General features: G+C 43.4%; 11 protein-coding genes. 1 reads left to right on the plus strand and 10 read right to left on the minus strand.

Annotation, left to right across the window (positions count from 1 at the left end; translation table 11 throughout):
* The first annotated feature begins 43 nt into the window (after positions 1–43).
* Positions 44–1,408 (plus strand): amino acid permease, encoded by a 1,365-nt coding sequence (locus BZZ03_RS05610; RefSeq protein ID WP_086582749.1) that lies wholly within the window; start codon positions 44–46, stop codon positions 1,406–1,408.
* Between the two features lie 34 nt (positions 1,409–1,442).
* Here BZZ03_RS05610 and recA read toward each other — a convergent pair whose 3' ends face one another.
* The 10 genes from recA to BZZ03_RS05660 form a co-directional block, all read right to left on the minus strand.
* On the minus strand, positions 1,443–2,594 hold the full coding sequence (gene recA, locus BZZ03_RS05615) for a recombinase RecA (protein ID WP_019291389.1): 1,152 nt from the start codon (positions 2,592–2,594) through the stop codon (positions 1,443–1,445).
* 100 nt (positions 2,595–2,694) lie between these two features.
* Positions 2,695–3,519 (minus strand): DNA-formamidopyrimidine glycosylase, encoded by an 825-nt coding sequence (gene mutM / locus BZZ03_RS05620; protein WP_086582750.1) that lies wholly within the window; start codon positions 3,517–3,519, stop codon positions 2,695–2,697.
* Positions 3,520–3,711: 192 nt separating this feature from the next.
* The gene (era, locus tag BZZ03_RS05625) at positions 3,712–4,623 is read right to left on the minus strand and encodes a GTPase Era (protein ID WP_061413835.1); all 912 of its coding nucleotides are present in this window, start codon (positions 4,621–4,623) and stop codon (positions 3,712–3,714) included.
* Between the two features lie 550 nt (positions 4,624–5,173).
* Positions 5,174–5,275: a putative holin-like toxin gene (locus BZZ03_RS12420; RefSeq protein WP_080567271.1), complete on the minus strand. Its 102-nt coding sequence runs from the start codon at positions 5,273–5,275 to the stop codon at positions 5,174–5,176.
* 286 nt (positions 5,276–5,561) lie between these two features.
* Positions 5,562–8,636: a DUF7601 domain-containing protein gene (locus BZZ03_RS05635; protein WP_086582751.1), complete on the minus strand. Its 3,075-nt coding sequence runs from the start codon at positions 8,634–8,636 to the stop codon at positions 5,562–5,564.
* A gap of 71 nt (positions 8,637–8,707) precedes the next feature.
* Positions 8,708–9,550, minus strand: a complete 843-nt coding sequence (locus tag BZZ03_RS05640; RefSeq protein ID WP_233128961.1) for a hypothetical protein — start codon at positions 9,548–9,550, stop codon at positions 8,708–8,710.
* 302 nt (positions 9,551–9,852) lie between these two features.
* Entirely contained in the window at positions 9,853–10,920 is a 1,068-nt protein-coding gene (locus tag BZZ03_RS05645) for a hypothetical protein (RefSeq protein WP_086582752.1), read from the minus strand.
* Entirely contained in the window at positions 10,904–12,040 is a 1,137-nt protein-coding gene (locus BZZ03_RS05650) for a signal peptidase I (protein ID WP_086582753.1), read from the minus strand. Before BZZ03_RS05650 ends, BZZ03_RS05645 begins: the two co-directional genes overlap by 17 nt.
* 732 nt (positions 12,041–12,772) lie before the next feature.
* Positions 12,773–14,386: a DEAD/DEAH box helicase gene (locus tag BZZ03_RS05655; RefSeq protein ID WP_086582754.1), complete on the minus strand. Its 1,614-nt coding sequence runs from the start codon at positions 14,384–14,386 to the stop codon at positions 12,773–12,775.
* A 220-nt stretch (positions 14,387–14,606) separates the two neighbouring features.
* Positions 14,607–17,201, minus strand: a complete 2,595-nt coding sequence (locus BZZ03_RS05660) for an LTA synthase family protein (protein ID WP_233128962.1) — start codon at positions 17,199–17,201, stop codon at positions 14,607–14,609.
* Positions 17,202–17,339: the final 138 nt, after the last annotated feature.

Genomic DNA, 17,339 nt, shown 5'->3' on the forward strand with positions numbered 1-17,339 from the left:
TGATAATGTCTATAATTGTACATAAAATTACAGAAAGGTTTTTATGAATAATGAAAACAATCAGACCCAGAGAGGTCTGAAAAATCGTCACATCCAGCTTATTGCAATAGCAGGAACTATCGGAACAGGTCTTTTCTTAGGAGCAGGTCAATCTATCAGTATGACCGGGCCTTCCATTCTTTTGATTTATATCATTATTGGTACCTTGATGTTCATCTTGCTCCGTGCAATCGGTGAAATGCTTTATATGGATCCTGAGCAACACTCTTTCCTTAACTTCGTCAGTCACTATCTAGGCAACAAGGCCGGATATTTTATTCAATGGTCTTATTGGCTTGTTGTTATCTTTATGGCTATGGCTGAGTTAACCGCTGTCGGGGTCTACATCCAGTTCTGGTTACCAAGTGTTCCTGTCTGGCTTACCGAAACCGTTATCCTCTTGGCCTTAACTGCTTTAAACACACTCAATGCTAAATTCTTCGGTGAAACAGAGTTTTGGTTTGGAATGATAAAGATCGTTGCTATCGTTGGTTTGATTGTTACTGCCATCATCATGGCCTTCAGTGGCTTTCAAGCAGATGGTACAACAGTTAGCCTTAGCAATGTGACGAAGGACTTCTCCTTCTTCCCTAATGGCATTACAAACTTCATCGGAAGCTTCCAAATGGTAATGTTTGCCTTTGTTGCGATGGAATTTATCGGAATGACCGCTGCTGAAACCTTGGATCCACGTCCAACACTTAAAAAAGCAATTAATCAAATTCCGATTCGTATTTTAATCTTCTATATCGGAGCACTCACTGCAATTATGTCTATCTATCATTGGACAGATATTCCTGCAGATCAGTCTCCATTCGTTATGGTCTTTGACCTTATTGGTTTCAAGTGGGCAGCAGCAGTGATTAACTTTGTCGTCTTGACTTCTGCAGCTTCAGCGCTTAATTCAGCACTTTTCTCAACTACACGTAATCTTTTCTCTCTTTCAAAATTACACGGAGACAAAGCATTACAGCCCTTCACAAAACTTTCGAAAAATGGTATCCCAACAAATGCCCTTTTCTTCACAGCAGCACTAATCTTCTTAGCCCCATTTATCTCACTTATTCCTGGTGTGTCTAACGGCTTTGTCTTTATCACAAGTGTTGCGACTAATCTCTTCTTGATCGTTTATATCATGACCTTGATTGCTTATACAAAATATAGAAAATCAAGTGAGTATCTCGAAGACGGCTTTAAGGTTCCAATGCCGAACGTATTAGTTCCAGTGACTATCGTCGCATTTGCCTTAATCTTTATTTCCCTCTTCTTCTTCAAAGATACACGTATACCAGCGATTGGTTCAGCAATCTGGATCGTCGTCTTCGGGATTATTTCTTATCTCCGTAAAGAAAAAACAGTTGACCTATAAATAAAAAAACTTCTGAATACAGAAGTTTTTTTATTTATTCTAATTCAAGCTCGATTTCTTCCACTCCAGCAGCTTCAACCTTTACTTTTTCATCTGCTTTTGCTGGTTTAGCATCTTCTTTTTCATTTTCTTCATCACTTTCAATCAAACCGTGATTTTGACGTACTTTACGGTCGATTTCATTGAAAATTTCAGGATTATCTTTAAGGAAGGCTTTCGCTTTCTCCGCACCTTGACCGATCTTTTCGTCATTATAAGAGAACCAAGCACCTGCTTTCTTCACAATACCTTCTTCAACGGCAATTGTTAAGAGTTCACCTGTTTTAGAAATACCTTCACCAAACATGATATCTACTAAAGCAACTTTAAATGGTGGCGCAACTTTGTTTTTAACAACTTTAATCTTCGTCAACTTACCAATGGCTGTTTTGTTGTCACCAGAGCCTTCTTCGATTTTTGTGCTACCACGAACGTCTAAACGTACAGAAGCATAGAATTTCAAAGCACGACCACCAGGCGTTGTTTCTGGGCTACCAAACATAACACCGACTTTTTCACGCAATTGGTTGATAAAGATCGCTGTTGTTTTTGTTTTGTTGATGCCTGCAGCAAGCTTACGCATGGCTTGACTCATCATACGTGCTTGCAAACCAACTGTCGAATCTCCGATTTCACCGTCAATTTCGGCACGTGGTGTCAAAGCAGCAACAGAGTCGACAACAACAAGGTCCACTGCACCAGATTCAATCAATTTCTCAGCAATTTGCAAGCCTTGCTCACCATAGTCAGGTTGTGACAAAAGAAGTTGGTCAATGTCGACACCAATCGCTGCAGCATAGACGGGATCCAAAGCGTGCTCCGCATCGATAAAGGCAGCAATACCACCTTCAGCTTGCACTTGAGCAACCGCATGCAGCGCAACCGTAGTCTTACCAGAACTTTCTGGACCGTAGATTTCGATGATACGACCTTTAGGATAACCACCGGCACCAAGTGCAATATCCAAAGCCAAACTTCCTGAACTTGTGACTTGAACTTTTTGACTCGCTGCTTCACCCAAACGCATCAAAGAACCTTTACCAAAATCTTTTTCGATAAGGTCAAGCGCATCTTTTAAGGCTTTTTCACGTTCTGCACCATATTTTTTTGTGATATCTTCTAATTTTTTCTTTTTCTTTGTAGCCATTATTTTCTCCGTTAATCTCTTGCTCTTTATATTATAGCATTTTTAATTTTGTTTGAAACTGATTGCACCGCATATTTTAGTACGTAAAAAATTGAAGTTTTCACTCTACTTTTTGACAATATGGGCAAAAATGTGAACCGCGTCCTGCGACCTTTATCTTTTCAATCACTGCTTGCTGGCAATGTGGACAAAGCTGTCCTTGCTTGCCATAAACCATAAGTAACTCCTGCATACTTCCTTCTTTACCCATCGCATTTTTATACGTCCGAATGCTGGATCCCCCACGTTCAACTGCCGTTTGGAGGACTTCAATCGTATAATCGTGAATGCGGTGAATTTGAACATCGCTCAAGGCTGAAGCCAGCATTTCAGGATGCACTTGTGAGCGCCAAAGTACCTCATCAACATAGATGTTCCCTAGCCCAGCAACTAAAGTCTGGTCTAAAAGATAAGGTTTTATCTTCTTTTTCGATTTCTTTAGTTTTTCAGCAAAAATCTTCTCATCAAAGGTTTCAAAGCTTGGCTCTGGGCCAATCTTTTTCGAAAGGAAATAACGTTCAACATCCTGACTTTTCAATAATTCCCAGGTGCCAAACTTGCGGACATCAGCATAAACAAGTGTCGCATCTGAAAACTTGACAAAGAGATGATCGTGCTTTTGCTTGACAAACTCCAGCGGTTCTACCCGGTATTTCCCCTCCATACGTAAATGGGAAATCAAGGTCCACTGACCAAAATCAAAAAGCAAGTACTTGCCACGGCGCTGGATATCTTTGATGACTTGACCTTCAAGTTCTTTTTTTAACTCCTCGAATCCTGTTAAAACCATTCGTGGATATGAACTTTCAATCTCCAATATTTTTTTATTTCTCACCAGCTTTTCCAAGCCTCGGCGTACATTTTCGACTTCTGGTAACTCTGGCATCTGTTTGCAGCATCCTATCCTAATTATTGGGTCTAATAAATGGAGAGTACAGCACACTCATGCAAAAGCCGGAGCTCTTCCCACCCATCAAATATTGAACCTATCAATATTATAGTCTATTTCCTTATTAAAATCAATAGATTATATTGGTTTTTTCGATATAATAAAAAAGCAGCTCAAACGAGCCAACTTTTACATATAATCTTCTTTCTTGTAACCAAAGTCGGATAAATCCATCTTACGGTCGCGCCAGTCATTTTTAATCTTGACCCATGTTTCAAGATAAACTTTATCACCAAGCATCAACTCAATATCACGGCGGGCCAATTTTCCAATCTTACGAATCATATCGCCGCCTTTACCGAGGATTATTCCTTTTTGGCTCTTACGTTCGACAATGATTGTTGCCATAATATGAATTTTCCCTGTTTCTTCATCACGTTTCATCGAATCTGTCGTTACAGCAATACTGTGCGGTACTTCTTCACGTGTCAAAAGAAGAATTTTTTCACGAATCATTTCGCTAACCAAGAAGCGTTCCGGATGATCGGTCACCATGTCTTCTGGGAAATACTGAGGACCTTCTTCAAGCTTGCTACTCAATGTTTCCAGCAAACGCTCCGTGTTATTACCTTGAAGTGCCGAAATTGGCACAACTTCTGCAAAGTCCATTTGCGAAGTATAGTCTGAAACAGTTTCAAAAAGGGCATCTGGATGAACTTTATCAATCTTATTGACCACCAAAATAACAGGAACATCTGCTGTTTTCAGGCGTTCAATAATCATGTTTTCACCCGTCGAGCGCGGCTCGTCAGCAGCAACCATGAAAAGGACCATATCACACTCACGAAGCGTAGAATAGGCAGACTGCACCATAAAATCGCCCAACGCATTATGCGGTTTATGGATACCCGGTGTATCGATAAAGATAATTTGTTCCTTATCTGTCGTATAAATTCCTTGAATTTTATTCCGTGTCGTTTGCGGCTTGTCGCTCATAATCGCTATCTTTTGGCCCATCACATGATTTAGAAATGTTGATTTTCCAACATTGGGACGGCCTAAAATGGCTACAAATCCTGATTTAAAAGTATTATTTGTCATAGTGCTATTCTACCATATTTTAGCCTTATATTCTCCCTCTTCTATACTTTCTTGAGGGAAAAGAGAAAGTTTTCAGTGCCTTGATATTAAGTATAGCTCATGCTATAATAAAAATAAGAAAAGGACTTGCGCTAACAAGTCCCCTGTAGCCGTTTTAAGAACGGTAGCCAATATTTAGTTTAAATAACTGTCATACTCAGCTAAAAGTATAATGACAGTTATTTTTTGTTTCTATCATTGATTTTTAACATCAGCGTTGCAAATGCAAGAGCAAACATTAAAGTCTCAAATATTGACAAACCTTTCGCCTTTCATGTTTTATGAGAGATTACCAAAACCATGGCATCACCTCCAATCAGGCTACCGTCTTTTTACTTCTACCCTATCATTCTAGCATAGAGAAATCTTAAATCTAAGTTGTCTGCTTTAGCTATGGGCAGATATGCCCATCTAGTCCTTTAATGTTTTAAAACTTGTTTTCAACTCTCTTGATATAAGGTATGGCTAATGTTATAATAAAAATAGACCGAACTCTCCAAAAGTTAGCGGTCTATTTTTTTGTATTCTTTATTATCTCGATAATGAGATGGAGCAGCATCAGGATGAAGCCCGCAAAGGCGAGCATCAAGCTTAAGCTGTCGGAAATACTCAAAAAATCTAGCCTTTCTAGTTTGATAGGGAATTGCCCTGTATCATCGGCATCACCCCTCTTTCTATACTAAGCCAACCGCTTAAAACTCTCTCAGCTTCATTATAGCATAGACGTTGCGTCTTAAAAAGAGCGCTTTTCCTTCTCACTTGTGCTTCTATTCCCCTCGGGAAGCCCTGCAAAGCCTGTCTCCACGGAATTTTACCGCTCTAAAAACTTGGCAGTCAGTAAGCCATATTTGGCACACCATTAAAAAACGGATCAAGTCCTCACTTGCTCTGTTTTTTGTTTAGCTTCTGCTCCTCTTATAGAGTTGGTAAGCAACCCGTAGGAAGATAAGTCCTAGGAGAACCGCACCAACTGCCAGCGTATCGCCAACATCTGGCAAGCGCTCCGTGGTCGGTGGTTTGTCTGCTGGAGGCGCTTGGCTTGGCGGTTGCTTCATGCCCACATAAGTGTTGCGAATGGTGAACCCCTTCCGTGCATTGCCGCTTATCTTTGTCTCATAGCCATTGACAGCCAGCTCTTTAACCTGATAGACAATCTCCTTGCCCTCTGCATCAAAGCGTGGCACATCTTGGAAAACCGCCTGCCAGTCGCTCGCTTGACTGAGCTGTTTCCGGCTGACTTCCTCCTGACCTGCAAAGAGCTGAACAATGATGGACTGCGGCTGCAAGTCAGGCGTGAGTTCCTTATGTTCCCAAACTTTTTTCACCGGAATATCCAAGCTTTCACCCAGCAAGGCGCGCCTGTCAAAATGGTTGATGAACACCGGCCGTAAGCCCTCAAACGCTTGCCCGTTTTTGCTCAGCCATTGCTTACCTAAGCTCAGCTTGCCATCTAGAGCTTGCTCCACTTGTACATGCCAGGTATACTCTGCATTGTCATAGGTCCAGCCCAAAGTATTTCCACGTTTTTCATGGACCGTAAACTCAAAAGTTCCCGCTCGGTCCAAAGAAACCTGAGGAAAAGAAACGCGCCCGCTATTGGTGATATGCACCGTCTGCCCACCCGGATTCATGATAAAGCTGAAGCGTTCGTCCTGTGGTGCAGGATCGCCTGTCAGGCGTTTTTCAATCTCTAACTGCGCCTTAACTGGCGGTATCCATGTGTTATGCAGATCGATAGACCCCGCCTTAGTTTGGGTTTGCCAGCCAGAGATTGGCACTTCGCGAATACGATAGTCTATCTCCTCGCCCGCCTCGTCAAACTTGGGCAAATTTTCGAAGCGGTAAGTCCACTCTGAACCGGTCACATCGGTCTGACGGACGACCCTATCGTCTTGTAGGAGCTGCACCGTGATTTGCTCAGGCACTTGCACACTGTCAGGTTTTTCCCAAGTCTTTTGTCCTGAAAGGGAAAGGCTTGAGCGGAGATAGCGGTTGGTTTGGCGGACATAGACATTGCGGTCGAGATGCCCCTGCTCCACGCTTCCTGTGCCATACTCAATACTCTGCTGGCTGAAGCCCGCATCAAAGCTGTCATGCTCGACCACTCGCCAACGATCGCCCAGCTCCAGCTCGATAGGTACAGAACTCTCGCCACTGCGCAGGCGAATCTCCCGGTCTTTGACATCGTTGATATAAAGGTCAAACACAAACTCATGCCCCGCATCATAACCCACACCTTCGACAAGCTTTTGCAAAATCAACTTGGCGCGCTCGGTCGGGATACGGTAGTTGGGGAAACGCACGACATGCAAGTCGTTATTATCAGCAGGAACTTCGTCAGAGTCATCAGAATCATCCGCATCATCATTAGTTTCCATCTCGACAGTCTTTTCCGTCTTATGCACCTTGTCGACTTGCTCTTCCTTGGGCACATTGACCGTGTGCCCTTTGATTTCTTGTAGGGCTTCGATATAAGGGTCGGTGGAAATTTCGCGCAACCTGTAGGTCAAGCCCGGTGGCAAATCCTGAAAGAGGGCTTTCTGACCGTGGCGCAGACGGATAATATCGCCTGAGACGAAGTCGATTAAGTCCCCTTCTTCATCGCCTTCAATAATCCTGTACTGGAAAGTCTGCCCTTCATGAGGTTCAAGTGTCACCTCAAACTCAAAGTATTCTTTGAGATCGGCAGGATCATCTGAGTCGACGATTTTGGTAAAGGCAAGTGCTGTAAAGCTTGGCAACTGACCGTCAGGCTGATAGATATTGCGGAAGAGATGGCGGTTGCTCGCGGTATCTGCCACTATCTCTCCACGGACATACTCTGTCTCAGAGACAAAGTCTTCCCTGCCTGACTCGCTGACCTTATAGGAAGTACCGATGGGCAAGTCATGGATAGTGAGAATCTCGCCATGACGGAGCTTGATCGTGTCGCCATGCGCAAGCTTGCCTTCACGAATGTCGTCGTCATTCTCCGGATCATCGTCGATTTGGTAGCGGTTGGTGGTGTAGCGGAAGCTGGTATCTTCTGGCACATCGGTAAGTTGGATGGTAAATTCAAACTCCAGTAGCTTTTGCTCCTCGGTCACCTCAGAGCCGTCAAAGTTTATCACTTCCTTCTCAATGTCAAGCGTGCGTGTTTTGCCAAAGTTGGTAAAGGCTACAACAGAGGGTTCTTCATGGTTGATATTGCCTGAGGTATTATCGGCTTGCCCATACTGGAAGCCAACTTCCTCCACCTCATAATGTAGGCCTACAGGCAGAGCGCTAAAGACCGCACGCTGTCCGTGGCGGAGCTTCAATGTCTCGCCTGAAGCCAGCTGATGTTCCTCGCCCTCGCCATTGATCTGGTAGCTGTACGTTCCCCCATCAGAGAAGGTCACACGAAATTCAAAGATTTGCGCACGCTGCAGCTCGGAAAGCTCACGTCCGTCGTCGTTTTCCAGTGTCTTTTCGATGATGAGGTCGCCTGAGAGGCAGCGATTGTAGGCGGTCACGACCGTAGAGCCGTTGGGCGTGCTGGGCTCGACCGTGAAGTCGTAGCGCCTTAGCTCCTGTCCTTGCTGATCCTTATCGGGCGCAAAGCCATAAGGCAGACGGACTTCACGGAAGAAATACCGCCCCGGTGGCAAGGCAAGACTTATCCGCCCGTCTACATCAGTGGTCCAGAGCGCTTCGTCCTCTAGTACGACCTGCTCATAAAGCTCAGGGTCTTGCTGAGTTATTGCATAGAGGGCAAAGTCAGCGCCGGGGACAGGGCTATCGGTCGTGTTGCCCTCTGTATCCCGCTCCAGCTTGAGCAGCTGGACGGTGCGCTTGGCGGTCTGGACCTGTCCGTCATTGATGGCGCTTTGTCTGCCGCTGCTCCATGCCCAGGTTCCTGTTATCCCTGTGGCAAGCAGCAGCAAGCAAAGCAACGAAAAGAGGACAGGGCGTTTAGCTACCAGTCCGCGAAAAATCTGCTGGAATTTGCTCAAAACCTGTCCTCCTTTCTTTAGTAATCTTGTGGGTCAAAACGACTTTGTGTTGTGGTCGTTTTTATGTTTTTTTAGTTGTTGTTGTTATGATAGTTCCAAATCATTTCAACGAGTACTCGTTCACCGGCAGTATGAATATCGCGATCTTCAGTAAAATTAACTACACCTTGTTCTGTAGCTGGTTCCCACTCCCCAAAAACATTGAGTTTATAGGTCCAGTCGACACGAATGTCTCCCAGTGCAGCTTGTGGGGCTTTGCTGTCGATGAAGAAGCTTGTCGCTTCACCACCGTCGGCGTTACCCGGTGTCGCACCCATCAATAAGTCTGCCCAGTAAGCCCAGCCTGTCTCAGGCTCAACAACCCAGTATTTACCAACTCGTTGGTTTTCGGGTAGCGCTTGCCACGCTGCCATAGATATTGGGGCACGCTCCTGCTCAAGAACTTGACGTGTCGAGTGTTGTTCTTCCTCGTCTGTTTCCAAAATAAGCTCGTCATCATCATTCCTGAGTGCATAGGCTACATCTCCTGAGCTCCAGAAGTTAGCTGTACCCTCACCTGGGTGAGTGGCACCTGCTATCTCACCGTCAAGCGCGCGACCTGCAGCGGCAGTTGTCTGATTTTCTGGAACCATGTTAAAGGTTGGCATGAACCATGGACGAGCTGGGTTGCCATCATCATGTCCCTGTCCGAGATTCAAGTGGAAATATTGATTCAGGAAATGAGTGTCAAACTCAGTACCAGTAGGTCCATCAAATTCGACATCAGCACGCGCTCCTGTCAAGTTATTACTTCCATCTACCCCAGCATGCCAAACAGGCCAAGTTTCTGGAGCTGTTGCATTAATGCTTGGGTCGTTTTCACCATAGTTATTGAGTGGGATACCATTACGCAGGAAGAGTTCTTTCAGCTGCACACGGACAAAGACAGGGTCTTGTCCAAAGTTTTCAAAGAAGACGTCCTTGTTGCCTGACTCATCGTCAAAGTAGTCATGGACACGTGCCCCGTACTGCGGACGGTTGGTATCTTCCGTGATATTGAGGACGCTTTAGGCGAAGGTGCCGCCGATCAGGGCAAGCGCTGCGGCGAGGCCCCCGATCTTGATGAGTTTTTTGGTTCTATCTTTCATAAAATCATAATTCCTTTTCTATTTTTATTTTTCTTCTTGTTTTTGAAACCTTAGGGAAACGATATTTTTCAGTTTGATGATATCCTCCTTTAGTTGGTGATTTTGTCGAGGAGTTTTCTTGCTGAGGGAGACACGCCTGTCCACTCCTCGGCATAATCCTCGGCTGTTGCCATGTCGGACTCGGCATAGAGCCCGTAATAGGTATCCTTAGTGTCAAAGTCCACATCCAAAGCATCCAGCAGGAGACTTGTGGCTGTCCGCTCAGGCAACCATGTCGCCCAGTAAAGCCAGCCGTTAGCATCATGTACCCAGAAGTTGCCTGTCGGCTCGCCTGCGTTCTGCCAGTCCGTCATGGTCATGTAGCCACCATACTGGGACTGGACCGTTGCCTGTGCCACATGGGTCACCTCAGGTATCAATACTTCCTCCTCTGCTGCCTTGTCCCAAGTGCGTAAGGTGGACGTATGCTTTTGTCCCTCAGTCCACTGGTCGTGCGTGCCGGGCATGGTTATCCCTAGGACGGTATTGAAGGCTCCTGACTGCCCTTCACGTCCGTATCCTGTAGTATTGGACTCGGCACTGTGATTGTTTTGGTTAAAGGTTGGCATGAAGATTTTCGGACGGCTATTGTCATCGCCCAGATGGAGCGTGACATAGTCGGCTAACGCAGAGTTGCTATCGCGCTCGGGTTTGACGATCGCCCAAGAGCTGGGGTCGCTCAACGTGGCTTGCTCTAAGCCGGCACCTTCGAGTGGTGTCGCTTGGTTGCCTGTATCGTTGCCTGCGCCCTGTCCGCGCTCCATGTACTCGCTCAGGCGCACCCGCGCCAAGATTTCTCTAGAGGAGAAGTTTTCGACATAGATGTCTTTGTTTACTTTGCCTGCGCCTTGTGTCAGATGGGCAAAGCCCTCAAAGTCATCATGCAGGCGCGCACCGGGCGGTGCTTGATGAGAGGTTATCCCCAGCACCGACTGGCCAAAGTTGGCAAAGGCGAAAGTACCGCTCACACTAAGACTTAATGCCAGCAGGAGGAGGACGGAGATGATGTGCCTTTTCTTGTAGCGCCGCAGAAAGCGCAGGCTTTTCGGACAGACTTTGCCGGCGAGAGGACGCTTGTGCAAAGCCGTTTTGACCCAAAGCCTAGTGCGCTGTTTCATGTATCCGCACCTCACTTTCTGTCACATCGCGCGCCTGTCGTCCACTTTTTTTCTTTTTGAGCTTGCGCTGCTTAATTGCCAAAAGGGTATAGTTGATAATCTCATGGAGTAACAAGGTTGCAATCAGCATGACGATTACAGACACGATGATATTATTCCGGATAAAGTGAATGGCGCGCCCTAGCGGATAGCTGGAGAAGATAACCTGCCCGATGATGTTGCTGGCATGGACCATGTCGGCATCTTCGCGCTGGTTATCCGTCCCTTGGGTCGTGAAACCGCGCTCGCGGGTCCGCAGATGATTTTCCTCAATGCCTGTGATACGGTGGGTCACCACACGATCGGACTCGGTGATAAAGGTAATATCATCGCCGATATCTAGTGTGTTGGCATCCACCTGTCGAGTCAGGAGAAAGGTATTTCGTGGATAAACGCTACGCATAGAGTTAGACAATACAGTCATAGGTGAAAAGCCACCGATATTGATGGGCTTGCTGGCTTCATCCTGCAAGATCAAGCGTGATTCGACAAAGACCAAAAGCACGATGATGATGAGGTAGAAGAAAGCATTGCTCACAAGGCTGGCGCCTTTGGATTTGGGCTTTGCCGGATGGTTACTGCCATAGTCCTCAAAAGCCAGCTGCGGACTGTGCCGATGATAAAACTCCGAGCGCGCCGCCGGCGATACCGTCATTTGACTGACGACCAATGTCGGATAGCGCCTTGCCTCTTGGGGAAAGGCGGTGTAACAATGGTAAGGCTTTTCAGGCTCAACCTGCGCCACATCCTTTTCTATCGCTGTAGCTGCAAACGTCTGGTCCTGGGCTGTGCCGGTAACATCTGGCACAACTGCCGGACTTTTGTTGCGCAAGATTTCTGATGGGGCTGATTCTGATGGGGCTGATTCTGATGGGGCTGATTCTGATGGGGCTGATTCTGATGGGGCTGATTCTGATGGGGCATCCTTCAGCCGTGCTTCGCTGGCTGAGAGGATGAGTTCCACTTCATCGAGAAGTTCTTGGATGCCCGGTGAAAATTCCAGAGCATCCAAGGTAAACTTGCCGCCACCACTCAGGTCCCAACTTTTCAGCGTATCGAGCGGGTAGGGTGTCTTGTCCATTCCTTTCCTCCTTTCTATCCAAAGTATGATTTCTCTCTTCATATAAATTTTGAGTTACAGATATATATATGGCATTTCCAATATTCATATAGTTACATTTTAGTTACATAACAATTATATAAAATTAACATTGAAAATAAAAAAGATATGTGAGGTTTATGAAAAAAAAAAAAAAATGAGAGCCTTTTTTGGCTCTCATAAATTTGCGTTTTTGTTTTCGGGTACTTCTCTATGAGTTGGAAATGTTCTCTCTGCCACAGTTGTAGCTGCTCTTATTGACTTTATTTACACGTTTTGATATACTAAAATAAAAGCTGAGAGCTATTGCCGTAGCTCCCAGCGTAAGTCTTCGGAAACATTTGACGTTTTAGCGCTTCTTACGAGGCGCTTTTCTTATTCTAAAAGCTATAGAAGAATCAATTTTAAACCGACCCCAAGCTTTTAAAATAATCGCTATTGCCAAAGCAATATAAACGACAAACATTTCCAGCTGTCCTTTCTATCATTATAAACGTTCCTCCGCTCTTCGGAATTGTCAAAGGACTATTACAATGTTTCCATTCGGCAGACTTACAAGACAAGCAAGGTAATTAAGCTCACTTGGCTATGACATTATTATAACATTGTCATGACATATCCTCAAATACTGCTTTACTTTTCCTTTTTTCATATTCGTTCTAAAAAAAACGCTCAAGACAGCTATTCAAATGCCGTTTTGAGCGTTTTTTCTATTTATTTATCGCCGCGATTACGCATTACGAAGCCAGCTTGTTTTTCGCTACCTTGTGTTTTTGGTTTACGGTCTTTTTTATAGTAGTCACGTTTTTTATCGTCACGATCACGCCAGTTGCGTTTCTTGTCGTCGCGGTCGCCGCCTTTGCCACGGTAACCGCCCTTGCCATCACGATCGCCACCACGGCCGCCGCGGTTGTTGTTACGATCACGTCCATAACGACCGCCACCTTTGTTGCCGCCTTTACCTTTGCCCTTGAAGCCTTTGCCTTCACCATTAAATGGCAATGGGCGTTCTGCTGTGATTTGGACTTCTGGCATTGTGTCAGGGTCTTTCACACGGCTTTGGATAAGCATAGCAACCAATTCTTTGACATCGTATTCTGCCATGAGCTGTTCTGCATCAGCATCAAATTTTGTCAACTTGCCTTTAAGGCTACCGTCTTGGAGGTCACGTTTGATTTCATCCATGGCAACAGAAAGACTGGCTTGATAAGCATCTTCTTTTGTTGGTGGACGCATGCCCTTCATTTCTTTCTTGGTCAATTTTTCAATGGCACGGAGATAACCCATTTCATTGTAACTAACGAAGGTTACAGAACGACCTGACTTACCGGCACGACCTGTACGACCGATACGGTGAACATAGCTTTCTTGGTCTTGGGTAATGTCATAGTTGTAAACGTGGGTTACACCTGAGATGTCAAGTCCACGGGCTGCAACGTCAGTAGCAACCAAGATATCCAAGTGGCCACCTTTGAAATCGCGTAAAACGCGTAAACGTTTGTTTTGGTCCAAGTCACCGTGAATACCTTCAGCACGATAACCACGTAATTTCAAACCACGTGTGATTTCATCCACACGACGTTTTGTACGTCCAAAGACAATAGCAAGTTCTGGACGTTCAACATCAAGCAGACGTGTCAAGACATCAAATTTTTCAAATTCTTTTGTCTTGATAAAGTATTGATCGATACGATCAGCAGTCATTTCTTTAGCCGCAACTTTGATATGCTCTGGATTCTTCATGAATTTGACACCGATTTTTTTGATGTCATTTGGCATAGTTGCTGAGAAGAGCAATGTTTGACGTTCTGCTGGTGTTTTGCCGATGATGAATTCGATATCCTCAAGGAAGCCCATGTTAAGCATTTCATCTGCTTCATCAAGAATCAATGTTTCAAGATGTGAGAGGTCAAGCGCTTTACGTTTGAGCAAGTCAACCATACGTCCCGGTGTACCCACAACGATATGAGCACCTGAGCGCAAAGCTTTGATTTGTTTTTCGATGCTTGAACCACCAAAAACAGTGCGGACTTTAAGCCCTTTAGATTTACCAAAGCGGAAAAGTTCTTCTTGTCCTTGAACTGCAAGTTCACGTGTTGGGGCGATTACAAGAGCTTGAATCGCTTTATTTTCTGGATTAATTTTTTCGATTGTTGGAAGGCCAAAAGCGGCTGTTTTACCAGTACCTGTTTGAGCTTGTCCAAGAACGTCACGTCCTGAGAGCGCGAGTTGGATCGTTTGCTCTTGGATTGGCGTTGGTTGCTCATAACCGATAGCTGTAAGCGTCTCGACAATGCCTTCTGAAAGGCCGAGTTCGTTGAATTTCAATTGTTTCACCTATAATTTTCTAAATTTGCCACTGGCAAATATGACGACCAAGCTCGAAAGCTCAGTTACAGGCGAAAAAATCTTTGTCTTAACTCGCCTGAATATATAACTTGACTATTATATCATACTTTTAAAGATGTAAATGCTTACCTTTTTTATTTTTTTTAAATTTTTTTTAGCATCAAAAGAACCAATAAAAAAGCACTCCTTGAAGCGCTTTTTATTTTTCCAATTTGAAGAAAGGAGAATCTTCTTTCAAATAATGTTTACCAGAGGTTAAGTCATATTGTACCAACTTCAAATCTTCCATGCGTTTGCTTTGCTCTTCTGTCAAGGTTACTGTTGAAGATAGAGGCGAGTTATAAGCTGCCGGAACTTCCCACATCACATCTGACAAGAGAGCATAGTAAGGTGAAACTTTGGAGCCTGTTGCTTCAAATAAAGCTGGCGTAAAGGTTGCTGAACTTAAGTCCACTTGTTTATTGGTAGTGTTTCCTTTATTGGTCCAGATGAAGTAATCTGTCTTATAAGCATTTAGTGGATCCTCTTTGAAGCCAGCATAGTCAGAAGGAAAGACATTTGACAAATGGTCGCCATAGAAAACCAGAGTAATTTTTTTATCAATCTTCTCAAGTTCTGTCAAGAATTCTTTGGTTGCCTTATCTGTATCCGAAATCTTACGAACATAATTCTCCAGAAGTTTATTTTGAGCTTCAGAATAACCTTCACCTGAAGCTGTGATAGTAGAGGAACCAGAATAGCTCGTATATGGCATATGATTTTGCATGGTCAAAACACTAAAGAATTGTGATTTAGAGGGATCAATTTTCTCTAAAACATCTCTATAAGTTTGAGCATCTGAAACCTTGCCATCGAGTGTTTCTTGGTTAGTTAATAAATCAGCTTTGTCTGTGCCCGAGAGCGCATAGAAATGATCGAAACCAAGTTTACTATAGATTGAATTACGATTATAATTGGTTGCATTTTCTGGATGAAGCGCAATCTTATTTGGGAAGTAATTCGAAATAGAAGGAATAAACGGCATGCTTGGAAAAACATCAGAATTAATCGTAGAAATATTACTTGAAAAATTAACTTTCGGAAGTCCACTTAAAGTTTGTGCTTCCATATTGGCAGTTCCACCAGCAAATCCATTTGAATACATCAAACCACCGGTTGCATTTGCCTTAATTTCATCAATATTTTTCAACGGATTTTCTGATAAAGTTGCGCCTTGGACACGGTTGGGATTTGATAAGGATTCACTTAAAAGATAAATAACCGTTTGATCCGTGATGTGCGAGGAGCGATTTTTGTTGATTTTCTCCGCTTCATCGCTATACTTTTCAACAATCTCTTGTATTTTGGCTTGACTGTAACCTTCTGGCTCATCCATCGCTTTACCAAATATTTGCTTCACCCAAACATAGGAAAGGGACTTGGCACGCGCAATATTAGGTGAGCCTTTCCATAAAATGTCTCCATTTGAAACTTTAATATATTGTGTTAATACCGGCACATTTATCTGTTTATCTGGAGAAGTAAAATTTCGGAAGTTTTGAACCAAAGGGAAAGCAAGAACGATAAGAATAACCGCTGTCAATCCTCTTTCTTTCCAAGACATTATCTTACCCTTGAAAAATTTTCGGCTTAATAAAATGACAAGAGCTGCAAGAACTAAAAGTATTGCCGCAGCTACAGCTACTAATTTTAAATCAACAAAAGAGAGCAGAGACTTAAGATTCATTAACCATGAAAGTTCTGAAACATAGACAGGTTCTTGTCGTTCAGAAAATTTTATTGCATTTCCGACAGTGAAACTTCCAAAGATAAGGATAATAACTGCTGTAGCAATCATGTAACGATTAAGTAGTAAATAGATAGCCATAAAAATCAAAGTTAAAACTAAGATTTGGAAGAGGCTCATCCCTGCAACAACGTAACCATAGAACATAGGTCCTGATTCAACTTTCATTGATGCTTGGATAAAATAGTTGAATACCATAGCCAAAAGTAAACTGCTTGTCAATGCCAATGAAAAGTTCACTTTGTTGGCTTTAAACGCTTGAATCCCTTTAACAATAAAATAGCTTAGAATACAAATAACTATAAAAGCAAAAAGAAAATTTCCGAAAAGACGTAAAAAGTCATCACGTCCTACGATATTATTTGCGACATAAACCAAGCGTAGATTCCCTGCAGAATTTACTGGTCCGAAGCCTGTGTTCCAAACTAAGCGTCGTGTCATATTATCAAGAAAAGCCACACTCGTCAGTAAAGCCATATAAAAATGCTCGACTTTAATATCTGCCGCAATATTGGAGACTTTTTGTAATTTCTTACTGTCAGGTATATGTGTGACCAGTCCGATAGCTAAAAGAATCACAAAAGCTAATGGAAAGTACCGCTCGACAAGAAGATTCAAATTTAAGGAAATATAATCTATGCTAAAAGCTGCATTATTTATATTCTCAACCAGAATCATCGAAAGATGAAAAAGATAATACGCAATTAAAATACAAGGAACGGCAAGGATCCTTTTCCAGTCCAATAGCTTGTTTTTTCTCCTCGAACGTCTCGTGACTTGCATCATCCAGATATCTTTATTCTTTACAAAAACAAGCGCCAGATAAGCAAGACCGAAAAATCCAACAATACGATAGGCTAAAAGTAAAAAAGTAACTGGGGTTGAGTAAGTTACCTCCTCAGGTAAAACATTAGCAAAGTTTACACTGGATAAGCCTATAAATAAGAAAATTATCGAAATTATTTGCAATATTCTGTTCTTTTTTATTATATTACTATACTTTTGCATAAGTTTCATTATAGCATATTAAACAACTTAAAAACCACTGATATACAAGCCTTTTTCTTATAAAAAGACTAACACTGAACTTTCTCCTCTGATACATTTTTGGAAAATACTCATCTTTAAAATAAAAAAAGTCCATTA

This window comes from Lactococcus petauri (assembly GCF_002154895.1).
Classification (GTDB): domain Bacteria; phylum Bacillota; class Bacilli; order Lactobacillales; family Streptococcaceae; genus Lactococcus; species Lactococcus petauri.

Bases quoted from the DNA above. Each gene is read 5' to 3' on its own strand.
- era (WP_061413835.1), bottom strand. From the start codon at position 4,623: ATGACAAATAATACTTTTAAATCAGGATTTGTAGCCATTTTAGGCCGT.
- BZZ03_RS05610 (WP_086582749.1), top strand. From the start codon at position 44: ATGAATAATGAAAACAATCAGACCCAGAGAGGTCTGAAAAATCGTCAC.
- BZZ03_RS05650 (WP_086582753.1), bottom strand. From the start codon at position 12,040: ATGGACAAGACACCCTACCCGCTCGATACGCTGAAAAGTTGGGACCTG.
- recA (WP_019291389.1), bottom strand. From the start codon at position 2,594: ATGGCTACAAAGAAAAAGAAAAAATTAGAAGATATCACAAAAAAATAT.
- BZZ03_RS05645 (WP_086582752.1), bottom strand. From the start codon at position 10,920: ATGAAACAGCGCACTAGGCTTTGGGTCAAAACGGCTTTGCACAAGCGT.
- mutM (WP_086582750.1), bottom strand. From the start codon at position 3,519: ATGCCAGAGTTACCAGAAGTCGAAAATGTACGCCGAGGCTTGGAAAAG.
- BZZ03_RS05660 (WP_233128962.1), bottom strand. From the start codon at position 17,201: ATGCAAAAGTATAGTAATATAATAAAAAAGAACAGAATATTGCAAATA.